The 18,786-nt window shown below is 60.8% G+C and carries 12 protein-coding genes; 11 read left to right on the top strand and 1 reads right to left on the bottom strand.

The features are described from left to right. Nucleotides 1–241: 241 nt before the first annotated feature. The gene (locus HMPREF2978_RS05170) at nt 242–1,036 is read right to left on the bottom strand and encodes a siderophore-interacting protein (protein ID WP_070744473.1); all 795 of its coding nucleotides are present in this window, start codon (nt 1,034–1,036) and stop codon (nt 242–244) included. A 124-nt stretch (nt 1,037–1,160) separates the two neighbouring features. Here HMPREF2978_RS05170 and HMPREF2978_RS05165 point away from each other — a divergent pair, with 124 nt between their 5' ends. The 11 genes from HMPREF2978_RS05165 to HMPREF2978_RS05115 all read left to right on the top strand — a co-directional run. After that, a complete protein-coding gene (locus HMPREF2978_RS05165) occupies nt 1,161–2,105 on the top strand; it encodes an ABC transporter substrate-binding protein (protein WP_070526009.1) in 945 nt (314 codons plus the stop codon). Further along, nucleotides 2,106–3,173 carry a FecCD family ABC transporter permease gene (locus tag HMPREF2978_RS05160; RefSeq protein WP_070526007.1) on the top strand — a complete coding sequence of 356 codons (1,068 nt, stop codon included), beginning with the start codon at nt 2,106–2,108 and terminating at the stop codon, nt 3,171–3,173. It begins immediately after the preceding gene. After that, complete coding sequence (locus HMPREF2978_RS05155; RefSeq protein ID WP_070526005.1) at nt 3,170–4,222, top strand: FecCD family ABC transporter permease; 1,053 nt, start codon at nt 3,170–3,172, stop codon at nt 4,220–4,222. Before HMPREF2978_RS05160 ends, HMPREF2978_RS05155 begins: the two co-directional genes overlap by 4 nt. A gap of 6 nt (nt 4,223–4,228) precedes the next feature. Continuing rightward, nucleotides 4,229–5,023, top strand: a complete 795-nt coding sequence (locus HMPREF2978_RS05150) for an ABC transporter ATP-binding protein (protein WP_070526003.1) — start codon at nt 4,229–4,231, stop codon at nt 5,021–5,023. A gap of 338 nt (nt 5,024–5,361) precedes the next feature. Beyond that, complete coding sequence (rplJ, locus tag HMPREF2978_RS05145) at nt 5,362–5,883, top strand: 50S ribosomal protein L10 (RefSeq protein WP_010189711.1); 522 nt, start codon at nt 5,362–5,364, stop codon at nt 5,881–5,883. Between the two features lie 86 nt (nt 5,884–5,969). Continuing rightward, a complete protein-coding gene (rplL, locus tag HMPREF2978_RS05140; RefSeq protein ID WP_010189710.1) occupies nt 5,970–6,356 on the top strand; it encodes a 50S ribosomal protein L7/L12 in 387 nt (128 codons plus the stop codon). A 122-nt stretch (nt 6,357–6,478) separates the two neighbouring features. Next, nucleotides 6,479–7,435: a cell envelope lipid trafficking protein PgfA gene (locus tag HMPREF2978_RS05135; protein WP_070744471.1), complete on the top strand. Its 957-nt coding sequence runs from the start codon at nt 6,479–6,481 to the stop codon at nt 7,433–7,435. A 294-nt stretch (nt 7,436–7,729) separates the two neighbouring features. Continuing rightward, entirely contained in the window at nt 7,730–11,209 is a 3,480-nt protein-coding gene (locus HMPREF2978_RS05130) for a DNA-directed RNA polymerase subunit beta (RefSeq protein ID WP_070744470.1), read from the top strand. Nucleotides 11,210–11,312: 103 nt separating this feature from the next. Next, on the top strand, nt 11,313–15,308 hold the full coding sequence (locus HMPREF2978_RS05125; RefSeq protein WP_070744468.1) for a DNA-directed RNA polymerase subunit beta': 3,996 nt from the start codon (nt 11,313–11,315) through the stop codon (nt 15,306–15,308). Nucleotides 15,309–15,486: 178 nt separating this feature from the next. Beyond that, entirely contained in the window at nt 15,487–16,113 is a 627-nt protein-coding gene (locus HMPREF2978_RS05120; RefSeq protein ID WP_070624541.1) for an ECF transporter S component, read from the top strand. Between the two features lie 342 nt (nt 16,114–16,455). Continuing rightward, nucleotides 16,456–18,786 (top strand): YPDG domain-containing protein (locus HMPREF2978_RS05115; RefSeq protein ID WP_210398338.1); only part of this gene is annotated, 2,331 nt, incomplete at its 3' end.

Genomic DNA, 18,786 nt, shown 5'->3' with positions numbered 1-18,786 from the left:
AGATACATCAGGCCTAGGGCAAGCGCGGACGCTGGATGTAGATGGTTCTAGTCAAAAGGTTTTCTTGGGGGCAAACAAACCATATGGAGGAGCGAAGAAGGTTCATTTGGGGGGGCAGGTGAACCTTCTGACTGAAACCTCTTGACTGCAACCTTCTGATGGAAACCATGTGGCAGCGCACCGAGTTATTCACCGGCTATCCACTGCCGGTTAAAAGGATTAGATGCGTGCGAAGTCCGCTTTAAGGCCGCGGCTTGCCTTTCATCCAGTACACGGACCAGATGACGTCCTCGCGCGGTACACCCCAGTCATGCACGGCTATCGAGCGCACTGCTTTCGCCAGGTCCCCTTCGCCGGACACCCACACCGAATCCGGCGCTGTATCCGCGGAGAAACGGGAACTAAGAAGCTGAACGGCGCGTGCGCTGTGTTCGTCGTGTGGAGCGACAATCATGGTGAGCGAGCGAACCTTTCCGCGCCACGTCTTTTCAAAGCCGTCTTCAATTTCATCGTCGTCCGCAATCATGGCAACGACGTCGACGCTGTCCAAGGTTTCCGGTGAAGAGGCTTCGTAGTGCTCCAGGATGTGCCACAGTGCTGGAAGAGCGGAGGCGTCCGCGAGTAGCAACTGTGACTTCTTAGGGGCCTGCCACCGTGCTTGCCCGGTATAAAGTCCAGCGGTATCCCCGGGTTGGGCCTTAAGGATCCACCGCGAGCCCGGGCCATTATCGCCATGGGTCACCACATCGACATCGATGGTGCAGGTTTTATGGTTGAGCCTGCGAATTGTGTACCACCGCAATGCCGGGCGGACGTCGTCGGGCAATCCAGTGGCGGCGGCGCGCACATTGGCATCCTCTACTGGGAAGGGGAAAAACTCCTGCCCGTCCTGGGGCATGAGGAGGCCAAAATACTCATCAGGCCCGGCTAGGGGGTAGGAGCCGAAGGCGGGCGAGTGAAAAGTAAGGCGGTGCAGCCGCGGCTTGAGGCGGGTGTTCCCCGTGAGGGTGACGGGGAATAAGCGGTGATTCGTCAAAGGAATTGTTCCTAGGTATAAGGGAAATTTGAATCCATGATAAAGCAGAGGTTAGGCTAGCCTCAAATAGGTTAGGGGTGCGAACGCTTGTCCGCTCGTTCCCATTGAAGGAAAGGTTTATTCCATGGTTGCTATCCATCGGCGCGCGAAAGCCGTGCTCGCGATTGTCTCGGCGGCAGCGATTGCTCTGACGGGGTGCTCGCGCGGAAGCGGCGAGGACAACGGCGCTGCAGGCAGTGCTGAGGAGGTGCGGGTTGCCAGCCTGGGGCTGGGTGACGCCGATACCGTACTCGCACTCGGAATCACTCCCGTTGCTGTGGCGCCGTGGGGTTCGCAAGGCGACGGCGATGGCTCCGGAGTTGGCCCGTGGGCGAAGGAGCTTTTGGGAGATGCACAGCCCGAGGTCATCTATAACACCGCTTCCGGTTTCACGGCCGAGGTTCTTGAACAGGTCACTGCCTCGGATCCCACGCAGATCATCGCCGTGAACCAGGCAGTGGACCAGGAGGCAAAGAAATCCCTCGAGGATATCGCCCCGCTGACCGTGAAGCCAGAAGGTTTCGAGGACTGGCAGATCCCCTGGGAGGAGCAGGTCAAGACCATCGCCGCTGCTGTGGATAAGGAAGAGGAGGGCGAGAAGCTCATTGACCAAGCGGAGGACGCCTTTGAGCAGTTCAGGGACTCCCACCCGGAGCTGGAGGGCAGGCGAGCAGCCATCGTCATGCCCTATGACGGGAAGCTGGGTCTCTACACGGCAGAAGACGGCCGCGGCCAGTTCATTGAGAACCTGGGCTTTGAGATCCCACAGGAACTGCAGGGCGATGGTTCCAGCTTCTTCGTGGACTACGCACCAGAAAACTACTCCCAGCTCAACGACGTGGACTACCTGTTCGTCTTGGACTACAACGGCGCGGCCGATGAGCTGAAGAAGGATTCCACGTTCCAAGGCCTAGACGTTGTTAAGGATGGTCGCGTTCGCTACCTGGACACGGACACCGGTAATGCGATGAGCATGCCGAACCCGCTGACTATTCCGTGGGCCGTCGACAAGTTCGAAGAGAAGCTCTAAGTGCTCGCGCTACCGAGGAAGGCTGACGCTATCCACGGTGCTGCGGGTGCGCGCCACGGTGGCACGGCAGTCGCGCTGGATTCGAGGGGGAGAAGCCGTGCACTGCTCACCATGGCCCTAGTGGTGTCGACCCTCCTCCTTCTACTGTGCTCATTGGCGGTGGGCTCGAGGGCTATCCCGTTGCCTGATCTGTTTTCTGCCCTCCTCCGCGGAGGCGAAGCAGATATCGAGAACATCCTGTGGGATTTGCGTATCCCCCGCACCTTCGTGGCCTACTTCGCGGGCGCAGCAATCGCGGTATCGGGTGCTATCGCTCAGTCCTGGACTAGAAACCCCCTGGCCGATCCGGGCTTCATTGGTATCACTGCGGGAGCCTCGTTCCTGGTTGCCCTCGGCACGGCGCTAGGTATCGCCACCTCAACCGGGATGCGGACCGCGCTCGCCCTCGTAGGCGCCGGCCTGGCCACAGCATTAGTGCTGGGTGTATCCCGGCGGTTTCAGGATCCCCTGACGCTGGTCCTAGTGGGCGCAGGAGTTGCTGCTGCCTTGAGTTCTGGCGCCATGCTGATCGGCCTGTACTCCACGGATGTCCTCGACAGCATGCGCCGGTGGACCATCGGCTCTACGTTTGGGCGGGGACCAGAGGATGTCGCCATCGCAGGTGCCGGATTGCTCATCGGGTTTATCATCGCCGCACGCGTGGCGCGACCGCTCGATCTTCTGGCAATGGGGGAGGAATCCTCGGTTGCTCTAGGCGGTTCTCCCACGCTGGCGCGGCGCGGCGCTGCCTTGAGCATCGTTGTTCTAGCAGGATGCGCAACTGCGGCAACAGGTCCCATTGCCTTCGTCGGGTTTGCCATCCCCCATCTGCTGCGACGGTTCACAGGGCCAGAAGTTACCGCGATGATTGCTCCTGCCGCGTTGCTCGGTGGTTGCTCCGTACTCGCTGCAGATATTCTGGGCCGCCTCATCGCGGGCCCCTCTGAGCTGGAGATGTCCATCGTCTTGGCCTTTGTTGGCGCACCATTCCTCATCTGGGCCGTACACCGTGGGGAGCACAAGCTATGAGCGGGCGGGTGAAGGGGGACGTCGCCAAGCAACTGCGTTCCCAAGAGCGGCAGCGCCGGACGTGGATATGGGCGGCGACCTGCTTCTTTGTTCTGGTCGCGGCAAGCTCCTATGTCCTCCTGCTGGGGCAGGGCCCTGTGGCCTTGAGCCCGGGGCGGGTCCTGGAGATTCTCAACGGCGGGGGAAGCCGCAGCGAAATCCGCGTTGTCTGGGACCTGCGCATGCCGGTAGCTCTAGCGACCCTCATCGTGGGTGCCGCGCTCGGACTGGCGGGGTCGTGGACGCAATCAATGTCGCGTAATCCGCTGGCCTCGCCCGACATTCTTGGCGTGACTGGTGGCGCGTCCGTCATGGTGGTCCTCGGAACGGTGTTCTCTCGGCCGCTGCTTGCCGACGGGCTCTCCATGTTCTGGTGGCGGGCCGGGCTCGCGCTGTTGGGCGCCGTGCTGGCGGCCATCCTGCTGGTGGCGCTTGGGGGAATCGGCACGAGCAACCGCATCGTCATCGTTGGAATCGCGCTCTCCCTGCTGTTCCAAGCACTGGTGGCGTATCTCTTGCGCGCAGCCGAGCTCCTCCGCGCGGCGCAATCGCAGCTGTGGCTGGCGGGAACCACGGGTTTTGTGCGGATGGAGGTCATTGTTCCACTGCTCGTAGGGTTGACTCCTTTCGTGGTGCTTGGCCTGTGGTGTGCTCGGGAGCTACCACTCCTTGCGCACGATGATTTCTCGGCCCTATCCCTCGGGGTCAACATCACGCGAACACGCGCGCTGCTGCTGGTGGCAGCAACGGGCATCTGCGCGGTGACCGTATCCGTGGCCGGCCCCATTGGCTTCATCGCGCTTCTCGCCCCGCATGTGGGGCGCATTGTTGCCCGGACGCCCACGCCTGTGCCGCTGGTTTCGTGTGCTGCTGGCGCCGCCTTGTTGAGCGCGTGCGCTGTCATTGCTGGAGCGCTGCCGATGGACGCTCCAGTGGGTGCGGTTTCCTCCATCATTGGAGGGTGCGCCCTGGTCATTTTGGTGTGGAATGCCGCGCGGCGGAGAGGATAAAAGCTTGTGAAAGACAGAGAAATTACGGCCACCGGTATTCATGCCGGCTATAAGGACGGGGAAGACATCCTGTCGGGCGTTGACTTGCTGGCCCGCCCGGGTGAAATCACCACGCTCATTGGGCCGAATGGTTGCGGCAAGTCCACGTTGCTGAAGACCTTGTCTAAAATTCTTCGCCCGCGGCAGGGGAGAGTACACATCGGCGAGCTAGACGTGCACGCCATGAGCCCGAAGGAAGCTGCTGCCCACGTGGCGCTCCTTCCACAACAGCCGACGGCGCCGGATGGGCTGCGGGTAGGCGAGCTCGTGGCACGCGGCCGCTACCCGCACCTGGGCCGCGGTCGGGGCCTGTCCGCAAAGGACCGCGATATCATCGCGCAGGCCTGCGTGGAGACTGGCATTACTGACTTCATCGACCGTGACATCGCGGCGCTCTCGGGCGGCCAGCGCCAGAGGGTGTGGCTCGCGCTGGCCTTGGCGCAGGACACGCCGGTGCTGCTTCTCGACGAACCCACGACCTTCCTCGATCCTGCCCATGCCATCAGCGTTTTGCAGCTCGTGCGCAAGCAAGCCGACGCGGGGAAGACAGTCGTCGTCGTGTTGCACGATCTCATGCTGGCCGGGCAGTACTCCGACACCATGGTGGTCATGAACAACGGCGAGGTTATCGCGCAGGGAACACCCCGCCAGGCGTTGCGGAAAGACGTGCTGGCAGCCGCCTATGGCATTGACGTCGAGATCTGGGACGACCCGCGCAGCGACGCCCCCGTCATCGTTCCGCGTGGGGTGCTCAGTGACTAGACATGCTCATGCACGAGCCCGAGTCGACAGCTCCAACAGGAGCGATTTGGAGTTGTGGTAGGTCGGGTTGTAACGTACCTAGCGAAGTTTGAACGGCCCGCTGAGGCCGAGTCAAAGTTCACCGAAGACCGTCGGTCATCCGGACATCCGGATCGAAGGTTCCTCATCCTAGAGGGCGGCCCACGCAGGAGACACTTTGCGAATGAGCGCGGATTTCCGCGCGCGCCCTGTGCTCTTGCACGGGGCTTTTGTTATTTCGGTTGTCCATCGGGCAAGCGGAGTAGGGAAGGCCCCGGCGGAAAACACAAGAGATGTTTCGAAAGGAGGCGAAGTAGAAAATGGCAAACCCGAAGAACACCGCAGACCTGGCGGCACTGAAGGAGAAGCTCGAGGGTGCAAACTCCATCGTGCTTACCGAGTACCGTGGCCTGACCGTGGGTCAGCTCCAGGAGCTGCGTAACAATCTCGGCTTTGACGTTGAGTACTCCGTCGCCAAGAACACCCTTTTCAAGATCGCTGCCAACGAAGCTGGCATCGAGGGTCTTGACGAGCACCTGACTGGCCCGACCGCTATTGCGTTCATCAAGGGCGAGGCAGTGGACGCTGCGAAGGTCATCACCAAGTTCGCTGATGACAACAAGGCACTCGTTATCAAGGGTGGCTACATGGACGGCAACGCTCTGTCTGCCGACCAGGTTGAGGCCATCGCCAAGCTGGACAACCGCGAGACCACCCTCGCAAAGCTGGCTGGCGCCATGAAGGGTTCTATGGCAAAGGCTGCCGCCGTATTCAACGCTCCTGCAACCAAGATGGTCCGCACCGCTGCGGCCCTGCAGGACAAGAAGGCTGCGGAAGCTTAAGACGCCAACTACAGGCGCACAACTTAAACACACACACTTATCTGGCTGCCTAGCGCGGCCAGGAACAATGAGAAAGGATGCCAATCATGGCTAAGCTCACCAAGGACGAGCTCATTGAAGCTTTCAAGGAAATGACCCTCATCGAGCTCTCCGAGTTCGTTAAGGAATTCGAGGAGGTCTTCGACGTTGAGGCCGCCGCTCCGGTTGCTGCCGTTGCTGCTGGTGCCCCGGCTGCCGGCGGTGCCGCTGAGGAAGAGAAGACCGAGTTCGACGTCGTTCTGACCGACGCTGGCGCTAAGAAGATCGGCGTTATTAAGGCTGTCCGTGAGATCGTCTCCGGCCTGGGTCTGAAGGAAGCTAAGGAGCTCGTTGAGGGTGCTCCGAAGGCTATCCTCGAGGGTGCTTCCAAGGACGACGCTGAGGCTGCTAAGGCTAAGCTCGAAGAGGCTGGCGCTTCCGTCGAGCTCAAGTAATTCACCTGAATTACTCAGCTTTCCCGCGCAGCACACTCGCTGCGCACCAACAACCCCGTTCCGCTTGTGGCGGTGCGGGGTTGTTCCCGTTTTGATGGGGATGGGCTGTAGAATGAGCCACCATGCTGCCCAAGTCCCGCATCTTCTCCGTCCTCCTGCTTGGCCTCGGCGTTGCGCTGCTCGCTGCCGGCTTGGCGGCGTCGAGCTTCTTGAGCTTTAGTCCGCGCCTGCCGCTGGATATCAAGGACACCACGTGGACGATGCAGGATGAGAACGCCACCGCGCAAGCGCTGTCCGCGGAGGGTGCTTCGCAGTACGAGGGGCCGATGACCTATCAGCTCAATATGGACATCCAGGATCCGGCGGATAAGGACACCGCCACGCTGCGAGTCGGCGAATCCGCCATCCGCGGCGGCACCGGCAACGTGGAAGACTTGAGCTTTGCGCGCGTATGGAACTACCCCGTCGATCGCCTCAGCGGTGAGGCCACGGGCCCGGCGGCGCTTTCCCACACCATGGGCTCGCCCACGGCGGAAGTCCCGGTCGAGGGCTACTGGCTAAAGCTTCCCGCCGATGCCGAGCAGACTACCTACCCGGTCTTTGACCCGGTGCTGCGCAAGGCGGCCGACGCCGTCTTCGAAGAATCCCTCGACATCGATGGCCGCACGGTCTACCGCTACCGCCAGGAGATTGAGCCCACCAACGTGGCTACCCTCTATGCCGGTACAACGACCACCACGCTGAGCAACGAGGATGGTTCCACCGAGCAGGGCTACCTCTTCCACGCCGCAACGCGGGACCTCTTCGTAGACCAGGCCACCGGACTCGTTGTAGGCATGGACGTTGACGTGCGGGACTACTGGGCTGACCGCGAGGGCAACGAGCGCGAGGTCCAGTTCGCCTTCAATGGCGCAACTGATGAGGAATCCCGTGCGGAGCTGCTTCAGCAGGCCGAGCGCTTCCCGCGGAGTGCTGTGGGGCAGTGGCTGCGCTGGGGTGGCGTCGGAGTCGGCGCGCTTCTGGCGTTGCTCGGGGCGCTGGGAGCTTTCCGTCGTTCCACGAGCCGTCACGCCCGCTAGCCGCGCGTGCTAGAGGCCCGCGCGAGCGGATCTGTGTAGCGACACGCCAATAGCGCGTTTCGCCTTTACAAGGCCGCCATTATGCTATAGGCTATTTCGTTGCGCTGGAATCTGGATCTTTAGTGCACATTTAGCCTTTCGAGCGGTGATGGTAAAACCGACTTGACAAGGTGATTTTGTGCATTCTAAACCCAGTCATTCCACAGCAGACCGAATGCTAAATCTACCAGCGGTTTTGCACCTCACCGGCCAGGGTGGGGCCGCAATCCGCCAGAGGTACTGGAAGGACCCATCTTGGCAGTCTCCCGCCAGACCAAGTCAGTGGCCAACATCCCTGGAGCCCCGAAGCGATACTCCTTCGCTAAAATCAGCGAGCCTATCGCTGTCCCGGGCCTCCTCGATCTACAACTCGATTCTTACGCGTGGCTCATCGGCACCCCCGAGTGGCGCGAGCGCGAGCAGGCAGAGCGCGGCGAAGACGCACGCGTGACGAGCGGCCTTGAGGATATCCTCGAGGAGCTTTCTCCGATCCAGGATTACTCGGGCAACATGTCCCTGTCCCTGTCGGAGCCTCGCTTCGAGCCGGTGAAGAACACCGTGGACGAGTGCAAAGAGAAGGACATCAACTACTCGGCGCCACTGTACGTCACCGCAGAATTCATCAATAACGACACCCAGGAAATTAAGTCCCAGACCGTCTTCATCGGCGATTTCCCGATGATGACCGAGAAGGGCACCTTCATCGTCAACGGCACCGAGCGCGTTATCGTCTCGCAGCTCGTGCGTTCCCCGGGTGTCTACTTCGACCAGACCATCGACAAGTCCACCGAGCGCCCGCTGCACTCCGTGAAGGTCATTCCTTCCCGCGGTGCATGGTTGGAGTTTGACGTCGACAAGCGCGACACCGTTGGCGTTCGTATCGACCGCAAGCGCCGCCAGCCGGTGACCGTGCTGCTCAAGGCCCTGGGTTGGTCCGAGGAGCAGATCAAGGAGCGCTTCGGCTTCTCCGAGCTCATGATGTCCACGCTCGAGTCCGATGGCGTGGCCAACACCGATGAGGCTCTGCTGGAGATCTACCGTAAGCAGCGACCGGGCGAGCAGCCCACGCGTGACCTCGCGCAGGCACTGCTGGATAACTCCTTCTTCCGCGCCAAGCGCTACGACCTGGCCAAGGTGGGCCGCTACAAGGTCAACCGCAAGCTCGGCCTGGGCGGAGACCACGATGGTCTGATGACCCTGACCGAGGAAGACATTGCCGTCACCCTCGAGTACCTCGTGCGCCTGCACGCCGGCGAGCGTGAGATGAAGGCCCCGAACGGTGAGATGATCTCCATCCACACCGACGACATCGACCACTTTGGTAACCGTCGTCTGCGCACCGTCGGCGAGCTCATCCAGAACCAGGTCCGCGTGGGCCTGTCCCGCATGGAGCGCGTCGTCCGCGAGCGCATGACCACCCAGGATGCAGAGTCGATTACCCCGACCTCCCTGATCAACGTTCGCCCGGTTTCTGCTGCCATCCGCGAGTTCTTCGGTACCTCCCAGCTCTCGCAGTTCATGGACCAGAACAACTCCCTGTCCGGCCTGACCCACAAGCGCCGCCTGTCTGCGCTGGGCCCGGGCGGTCTGTCCCGTGAGCGCGCCGGCATTGAGGTGCGAGACGTTCACGCTTCGCACTACGGCCGCATGTGCCCGATTGAAACCCCGGAAGGCCCGAACATTGGCCTGATCGGCTCGCTGGCTTCCTACGCTCGCGTGAACGCTTTCGGCTTCATCGAGACCCCGTACCGCAAGGTTGTGGACGGCAAGGTCACCGACCAGGTGGAGTACCTCACCGCCGATGAAGAGGATCGCTTCGCCATCGCGCAGGCTGAGGTTGAGAAGGATGCCGACGGCACCCTGACCGGCGACCGCATCGAGGTCCGCCTCAAGGACGGCGATATCGGCGTGACCGATGCCGCCGGCGTTGACTACGTTGACGTTTCCCCGCGCCAGATGGTCTCCGTGGCTACCGCCATGATTCCGTTCCTCGAGCACGACGATGCTAACCGTGCCCTCATGGGCGCGAACATGCAGCGCCAGGCCGTGCCGCTGGTTCGCTCCGAGGCCCCGTACGTGGGCACCGGTATGGAGCAGCGCGCTGCCTACGATGCCGGTGACCTCATCATCACCCCGAAGGCGGGCGTGGTGGAGAACGTCACCGCGGACCTCATCACCATCATGGATGACGAGGGCCAGCGCGATACCTACATGCTGCGCAAGTTCGAGCGCACCAACCAGAACACCAACTACAACCAGACCCCGCTGGTGTCCCTGGGCGAGCGCGTCGAGGCAGGCCAGGTGCTTGCCGACGGCCCCGGTACCCACAACGGTGAGATGTCCCTCGGCCGCAACCTGCTGGTTGCCTTCATGCCGTGGGAAGGCCACAACTACGAGGACGCCATCATCCTCAACCAGCGCATCGTGGAGGAGGACATCCTCACCTCGATCCACATCGAGGAGCACGAGATCGATGCTCGCGATACCAAGCTGGGCCCGGAGGAGATCACCCGCGAGATCCCGAACGTCTCCGATGACGTTCTGCGTGACCTCGACGAGCGCGGCATCGTCCGTATCGGTGCTGACGTCCGCGCGGGCGACATCCTCGTCGGTAAGGTCACCCCGAAGGGTGAGACCGAGCTGACCCCGGAGGAGCGCCTGCTGCGCGCCATCTTCGGTGAGAAGGCTCGCGAGGTGCGCGATACCTCCATGAAGGTGCCGCACGGTGAGACCGGTAAGGTCATCGGCGTTTCCCGCTTCTCCCGCGAGGATGATGACGACCTGGCCCCGGGCGTCAACGAAATGATCCGCGTCTACGTGGCTCAGAAGCGCAAGATCCAGGATGGCGATAAGCTCGCCGGCCGCCACGGTAACAAGGGCGTTGTGGGCAAGATTCTCCCGCCGGAGGATATGCCCTTCATGGAGGATGGCACCCCGGTGGACATCATCCTTAACACCCACGGTGTGCCGCGTCGTATGAACATCGGCCAGGTTCTCGAGGTTCACCTCGGCTGGCTGGCACACGCTGGTTGGAAGATCGACACCGAGGATCCGGCCAACGCCGAGCTGCTCAAGACCCTGCCGGAAGAGCTTTACGACGTCCCGCCGGAGTCCCTCACCGCAACCCCGGTCTTCGACGGTGCTACCAACGAGGAGATCTCCCGCCTGCTGGCTTCCTCCAAGCCGAACCGCGATGGCGACGTCATGGTGGATGAGCACGGTAAGGCCCGCCTCTTCGACGGCCGCTCCGGTGAGCCGTACATGTACCCGGTTTCCGTCGGTTACATGTACATGCTCAAGCTGCACCACCTCGTCGACGAGAAGATCCACGCCCGCTCCACCGGTCCGTACTCCATGATTACCCAGCAGCCGCTGGGTGGTAAGGCACAGTTCGGTGGCCAGCGCTTCGGTGAGATGGAGGTGTGGGCAATGCAGGCATACGGCGCTGCCTACACCCTGCAGGAGCTGTTGACCATCAAGTCCGATGACGTGGTCGGCCGCGTCAAGGTCTACGAGGCCATTGTCAAGGGTGACAACATCCCGGATCCGGGCATCCCGGAGTCCTTCAAGGTCCTCCTCAAGGAGCTGCAGTCCCTCTGCCTGAACGTGGAGGTTCTCTCCACTGACGGCACCCCGATGGAACTGTCTGGCTCCGACGATGATGACATGGACGGCGCTCCGTCCTTGGGCATTAACCTGTCCCGCGACGAGCGCTCCGACGCAGACATCGCCTAGCTTCTTGGTCCGCCGCTTATCAAGGCGGCGGGCATAACGAAACACCACCTACATACAAAGCCATCAACTTCCCCCCTGACGGGGGATGAAAGGGAGACATTACGTGTTTGACGTAAATCTCTTCGACGAGCTCCGCATCGGGCTGGCCACCGCAGAGGACATCCGTCGCTGGTCCAAGGGCGAGGTCAAGAAACCCGAAACCATTAACTACCGCACCTTGAAGCCGGAGAAGGACGGCCTCTTCTGTGAGCGCATCTTCGGCCCAACCCGTGACTGGGAGTGCGCCTGCGGTAAGTACAAGCGCGTGCGCTACAAGGGCATCATCTGTGAGCGCTGTGGCGTCGAGGTGACCAAGTCCAAGGTGCGCCGTGAGCGCATGGGCCACATTGAGCTGGCCGCGCCGGTTACCCACATCTGGTACTTCAAGGGCGTTCCTTCCCGCCTGGGCTACCTGCTGGACCTGGCTCCGAAGGACCTTGAGCGCATCATTTACTTCGCCGCCAACATCATCACCTCCGTGGACGAGGAAGCTCGCCACAATGACCAGTCCACTCTGGAAGCAGAAATGCTGCTGGAGAAGAAGGACGTGGAGGATGACGTCGAGGCAGAGATCGCTGAGCGCGCTGCCAAGCTCGAGCAGGATCTGGCCGAGCTGGAGGCCGCCGGCGCTAAGGCCGACGCCCGCCGCAAGGTCCAGAACGCTGCCGACAAGGAGATGCAGCACATCCGCGAGCGCGGTGAGCGTGAGGTCGCTCGCCTCGATGAAATCTGGAACACCTTCATCAAGCTGGCTCCGAAGCAGATGATCATCGATGAGACCATCTACGAAGAGCTGGTTGACCGCTACGAGGATTACTTCACCGGCGGCATGGGTGCAGAGGCTATCCAGACCCTCATCCGCAACTTCGACCTCGAGGCTGAGGCCGAGGAGCTCAAGGAGATCATCAACAACGGCAAGGGCCAGAAGAAGATGCGTGCCCTCAAGCGCCTGAAGGTTGTTGCAGCCTTCCTGCGCTCGGGCAACGACCCGGCCGGCATGGTCCTGGATGCTATCCCGGTGATCCCGCCGGAGCTGCGCCCGATGGTGCAGCTGGACGGCGGCCGCTTCGCCACCTCCGACCTCAACGACCTCTACCGTCGCGTGATCAACCGCAACAACCGCCTCAAGCGCATGATCGACCTCGGCGCTCCCGAGATCATCGTGAACAACGAGAAGCGCATGCTGCAGGAGTCCGTTGACGCGCTCTTCGACAACGGCCGCCGCGGCCGTCCGGTCACCGGCCCGGGTAACCGCCCGCTGAAGTCCCTGTCTGACCTGCTCAAGGGTAAGCAGGGCCGCTTCCGCCAGAACCTGCTGGGTAAGCGCGTGGACTACTCCGGCCGTTCCGTGATTATCGTTGGTCCGCAGCTCAAGCTGCACGAGTGTGGTCTGCCGAAGCTCATGGCTCTGGAGCTGTTCAAGCCCTTCGTCATGAAGCGCCTGGTAGAGAACGACTACGCGCAGAACATCAAGTCCGCTAAGCGCATGGTAGAGCGCCAGCGCCCTGAGGTGTGGGACGTCCTCGAAGAGGCCATTTCCGAGCACCCGGTGATGCTGAACCGTGCACCTACCCTGCACCGCCTGGGTATCCAGGCCTTCGAGCCGAAGCTCGTCGAAGGTAAGGCCATCCAGCTGCATCCGCTGGCTTGTGAGGCTTTCAACGCTGACTTCGACGGTGACCAGATGGCAGTCCACCTGCCGCTGTCCGCCGAGGCACAGGCTGAGGCCCGCGTGCTGATGCTGGCTTCCAACAACATTCTGTCTCCGGCCTCCGGTAAGCCGCTGGCTATGCCGCGCCTGGATATGGTTACCGGCCTGTACTACCTCACCATGGATAAGGGTGAGGACGAGATCGGTGGCGAGGGCCGTTACCAGCCCGCCACCGAGGACCGCCCGGAGCAGGGCGTGTACTCCTCTTACGCGGAGGCCATCATGGCCCGTGACCGCGGCGTTCTGGGCCTGCAGGCCCCGATCAAGGTGCGCATCTCTCACCTGCGTCCGCCGTCAGACATCGAGGCAGAGCAGTTCCCGGATGGTTGGCAGAAGGGCCAGGCTTGGCTCGCTGAGACCACCCTGGGCCGCATCATGTTCAATGACCTGCTGCCGTGGAACTACCCGTACCTTGAGGGCGTCATGGTCCGTAAAGGCGGCGCTGGCAACAAGATGCTGCTGGGTGACGTCATTAATGACCTCGCTGCCAAGTACCCGATGATCACCGTTGCCCAGGTTCTGGACAAGATGAAGGACGCGGGCTTCTACTGGGCCACCCGTTCCGGCGTGACCATCACCATGCACGACGTTCTGGTTCTGCCGAACAAGACCGAGGTTCTCGAGTCTTATGAGAAGGAAGCAGAGCGCATCGAGCGCAAGTACTGGGAGCAGGGTGCCCTGACCGAACGCGAGCGCTACGACCGCCTGGTGGAGCTGTGGAAGGACGCCACGGACACCGTGGGTAACGCCGTCGAGGAGCTGTACCCCGACGACAACCCGATTCCAATGATCGTGAAGTCCGGTGCTGCCGGTAACATGCGTCAGATCTGGACCCTGGCCGGTATGAAGGGCATGGTTGTGAACTCCAAGGGTGACTACATCACCCGTCCGATTAAGACCTCCTTCCGCGAGGGCCTGTCGGTTCTGGAGTACTTCAACAACTCGCACGGTTCCCGTAAGGGTCTGGCGGATACCGCTCTGCGTACCGCTGACTCCGGCTACCTCACCCGTCGTCTGGTGGACGTGGCGCAGGACGTCATCGTCCGCGAAGAGGACTGTGGCACCCGCCAGGGCGTGCGCGTCCCGCTCGGTGTCGAGGTGGCCGAAGGCTCCTACGACCTGCACGAGCTGTGGGAGACCTCCGCATCCGGCCGCGTCGTGGCTAATGACGTCAAGGATGAAAACGGTGAGGTTATCGCCGAGGCCGGCGCTGACCTGACCGAGGAGCTCAGCCGCAAGATCGTCAACGCTGGTGTTCTGGAGATCAAGGTCCGCTCCGTGCTGACCTGCCAGACCCCGGCCGGTGTATGTGCCAAGTGCTACGGCAAGTCCATGGCCTCCGGCAAGCTCGTCGATATCGGCGAGGCAGTCGGCATCGTGGCCGCACAGTCCATTGGTGAGCCGGGTACCCAGCTGACCATGCGTACCTTCCACCAGGGTGGTGTCGGTGGCGATATTACCGGCGGTCTGCCGCGTGTTCAGGAGCTCTTCGAGGCCCGTAACCCGAAGAACCGCGCTCCTATCGCCTCCGTCGACGGCACCGTGTCCCTGTCCGATGAGGGCAACTTCTGGACGCTGACCATCACCCCGGATGACGGTTCCGACAACGTGGTCTACGAGAAGCTGTCGAAGCGTCAGGGCCTGGCTCAGGTCCGCCGCCCGATGGAGTCCAACCCGGACGCCATGATCGAGCGCTCGCTGCGCGACGGCGACCACGTCACCACCGGTGACCGCCTCATGCGCGGTGCGGCTGACCCGCACGACGTGCTTGAGGTCCTCGGCCGCCGCGGTGTGGAGAAGCACCTCATCGACGAGGTTCAGGCCGTCTACCGTGCACAGGGTGTGGCTATCCACGACAAGCACATCGAGATCATCATCCGCCAGATGCTGCGTCGCGGTACCGTCATCGACGCCGGTACCACCGACCTGCTCCCGGGCAACCTCATTGACCTCTCTGAGGCCAAGCAGGTTAACGCCGCTCAGGTTGCTGAGGGCGGCCAGCCGGCTCAGCTGCGCAGTGAGATCATGGGTATCACCAAGGCCTCCCTGGCTACCGAGTCCTGGCTTTCCGCGGCCTCCTTCCAGGAGACCACGCGCGTGCTTACCGACGCCGCCATCAACAAGCGCTCGGATCAGCTCATTGGTCTGAAGGAGAACGTCATCATCGGTAAGCTGATCCCGGCCGGTACGGGTATTTCCCGCTACCGCAACATCAGCGTCAAGCCGACTGAGGCCGCACGCAATGCTGCGTACTCCATCCCGACCTACGGTGATTCCATCTACGGCGACGATGGCTTCGGTGAGTTCACCGGCGCTTCCGTCCCGCTGGAGGAGGACTACACCTTCTAGGACCTAGTCCTTAGCCCCTTAACGGCAAAGGGAAACCAAGACCCGCACTTCACCCCGCCACACGCTGGTGGGGAAGAGGTGCGGGTCTTTTTGGACTGCGGGATTATTTGGCTTTGCTTAGAATAGTGCCAACGACACAGTAGATCACCAGCACTCCTGTCAAGAAGGGCCCTAACCTATGACCCACGCCAACAAGAGCTCCAAGGATACGAATTCATCCACGGCTGTGACTGCCGAAAAAACTAAGACGTGGACAGGCATTGACGCCGTTGTGGTCATGGCTTTCTCCCTCATGGGCGCACTTCTGCTGTGGGGAAAAGCCGCCGTTTTTCAGCGAGCGGCGACGGGGGAGGGCATTCCCCTCGGTTGGGACAACCTTATGGCTCTGCTCTCTGCGTTATGGGTGCTGCAGTTTATGGGTGCCCTGTGCGCGGCCTTGACCACACGCAAGCCGGGTGCGGCGTTCGTGGGGTATGTCATGACCGTCATTTTGTGCCGTGCGCTGGTTGGGAGCTTTGAGCAGCTGAGCTGGCCAACAATCCTCCTTACCGCCCTGGCAATGGAGGCAGCCTTCCTCGCCTTCAAATACAAGCGCTTCACCATTCTTACCGGCGCACTGTCCGGCGCTGCCGCGGTGGTCGTTACCGGAATCGCAACCTTCACCACCCACGACCTCGCTCCAGGGACTGCCGCGCTCCAATTCCGCGCCGAAGTCATTCAGCTACTCGTCACCGTTGTGACCGTGGCACCGGTGTCCTACCTTCTTGCCATGGCGGTGCGGTCGGCGTTCTATAAAACTTCTTAGATTCAACCTCAGGTTGATACCCCCGTCAAGCCCCCTCCATGGGGGCCTTGATGGGGGTAACTTATGTGCGGCCCAAATTACGAACCTAAATAAACCTGTGAACGTTATGAACATGGGAGCCGACTGTGGCCTGCAGCTTTACAGAGTTCTACCTACGGAAACTCCGTGACATGCATGGACACCGTTAACTGCCGGCGAAATTAGCTCTTGCGGAGAGTGGCGGGGGGGGGTAACGTCTCAGCTTGAGTCCAGTCTGCCTTCAGGAACGCTTAAGAGGCTTCGAAATCTGACCTAGGGCAGCAGTTGACCCATTCCCTAATTGTTCTCATGAAAGGATTCTTCATGGATTTGAAGAGTTTCAACGGTTCCGCTCGTCGCCGTGGTACGACGATTGCTGCCGCCGCGCTCTCTGTCGCGATGGTTGCGCCCTTCGTTCACCCAGTCGTAAGTCCGAATGCTGCGCCGGCAGCTATTGCTCAGGACGCCACGCCTGATCAGAAGCCCAGTGTGGATACCCGAGGCACTTCGGAAGCGACCGCTATCCGAGCAGATGGTACTTGGGGTCAGAAGCAGGGATACCAAGGTACGGTCTATTTGGATCGCGACTCCGGCCCGGAGGCCCAGAATGAAGCTGACGAAGCTATGTCTGGTGTCAAGGTCTTCTTGCAGTACGTCAATGGCAAGGGTCAAGTTTCGCCAATCTACTACACCACATCGGATTCCGAGGGCAAGTTCGTCTTCGACCTCTCTAATGCGCCGAAGGATGGCCTGGGTAACCCTATCGAGTTTAAACTGGCCGGAGATTCGAAGTTCCAGGTTCGAACCTGGGCTGAGAACCCGGATCCGGCAAAGTACACGCTAGCAGGCGGTGGCGACATGTACAGCGGCCGCTTCCACAACCGTTTGACCCGTAAATGGGAAAGCTGGGACTTTACGGCTGGCATTAACCGCATCGTGGGCGCCAAGGTAGTATTCCAGGAGCGTCCGAACGTGGATGGTTGGCTCGCCAAGCCTGAAACTGAGTGGACCGAAGCGCCCACTGTCGATAAGAAGTGGCCAGAGGGTGGTATCTTCGGCACGGCGCGTGGCAGTGTTTGGTGGGAGAATAACGAAAACGGTGGCACCCTAGCGCAGAGATACTTTAAGGATTCTTCAGACCGAGCTGCTACCGACGTTAAGGTTGTTGGGTCTTATGTTAACGACGAAGTGGCCCGTCAGTTCGATGCTTGGAAGGACTCCAACAAGAACTACACTCGTGAGCAGTTCCGTGTCGCACAAAAGGAAATCGTCGACAAGTACCAGGCTGAGCACGGCGTAGGATCCCACATTGCTGAGTCGCGCGTAGCCTATGTAAAGGATGATGGTACCTTCTACCTGCCGTTTGCTGGCTTGTATGGCGCAACTCACGACAAAAAGGGAAAGCAGACCACTGATGAGGAGTGGGGCAAGCTCGTTTCTGCTGAGGAAGAAGAGCATGGCAATCTGATGCAGTGGAACGGTACAGCTGGCCAGCGTCACCGCCACATCAACGAGGACTATATGTACCTGTATCCGGTAGTTGGTGAGAACCGCGACCTGTGGATGGGTAACTACCAGGACAACATGTTCCAGCCCTCGAATGAATGGTTCCTCGGCCAAGCGAACACGTCAGCGAATATTTCTGTCCAGAACTTCGCTCTGCTGACTCCGCGCCCGATTCACGACGTAATCAACTACGATAACGCGTCTGCTATTGCAGCTCCTGGTGATACCGCTAAGTCGAAGACCACTGGTTTGGTTCCCAACCAGGAGTACGCTATTGAGTGGTTTGCCGACGGTGAATCCACTGGTGAATTCTGCACCGTTACCGCTAACGAGCTCGGCGAGCTGGAGTCCTGCGACTTCACCGTTCCGAACGATCTCTCCAAGCCGACTGTATACTCTTCTCAGGTATTCGCCGCCGATGCTTCGGGTAAGCCAACGGGCACCCTCCTTTTGGCCGACTCCTTCTTGGCAGACCCGACCGTCGTGAACTACGACGAGACCAAGGGGACTGCCAAGGAAAAGGATCTTGAAGTAAAGCCTTCCTTCGACAACCCGAATACTGATACCGAAGAGAAGGTACCGGAAGGTACAACTTTCGAGTTCGTAGATCCTGCCGCTGCCGAGAAGCTGGGCCTGGAAATCGACGATAAGACCGGTGTTATCACCTGGCCTGCAGATAAGCAGGTTGAGGGCCAAAATGAGGCTTTGGTAAAGGTTACTTGGACCCCGGCTGAGGGGGCCGACCCGGTATCTCGCGAGGTTCCTGCGAAGTTTGACCTGGATGCACCTGCTGCAAAGGACAATGAGACCTTTGAGCCTGGTTATGAGGATGGTTCTGGTAAGCCTGGCGAGGATGTAACTGTTCCGGCTCCGGAGTTTAAGGACAAGGACGGTAACCCGACCGATGCCCCTGATGGCACGACCTTCAAGCCGGGTGACAATCCTCTCGATGGCGTGACCGTCAATGAGGACGGCTCCATTAAGGTTGCGGTTCCTGAGGATGCTAAGCCTGGTGACAAGATCACCGTTCCGGTTGTTGTGACCTACCCGGATGGTTCTACTGATGAGGTTTCGGTGGAGATCACCGTGACTGAGGAGGATGTAACTCCTCCTTCGAACCCGGATGCTTCTGTGGTGACGGATAAGGTC

Origin of the sequence: Corynebacterium sp. HMSC074C01, assembly GCF_001814605.1 — a bacterium.
GTDB lineage: Bacteria > Actinomycetota > Actinomycetes > Mycobacteriales > Mycobacteriaceae > Corynebacterium.
This window is presented reverse-complemented; position numbering and strand designations above follow the sequence as displayed.

Coding starts and splice junctions, on each gene's coding strand:
- HMPREF2978_RS05155 (WP_070526005.1), top strand. CDS start 3,170: ATGAGCGGGCGGGTGAAGGGGGACGTCGCCAAGCAACTGCGTTCCCAA.
- HMPREF2978_RS05120 (WP_070624541.1), top strand. CDS start 15,487: ATGACCCACGCCAACAAGAGCTCCAAGGATACGAATTCATCCACGGCT.
- HMPREF2978_RS05135 (WP_070744471.1), top strand. CDS start 6,479: ATGCTGCCCAAGTCCCGCATCTTCTCCGTCCTCCTGCTTGGCCTCGGC.
- HMPREF2978_RS05165 (WP_070526009.1), top strand. CDS start 1,161: ATGGTTGCTATCCATCGGCGCGCGAAAGCCGTGCTCGCGATTGTCTCG.
- rplL (WP_010189710.1), top strand. CDS start 5,970: ATGGCTAAGCTCACCAAGGACGAGCTCATTGAAGCTTTCAAGGAAATG.
- rplJ (WP_010189711.1), top strand. CDS start 5,362: ATGGCAAACCCGAAGAACACCGCAGACCTGGCGGCACTGAAGGAGAAG.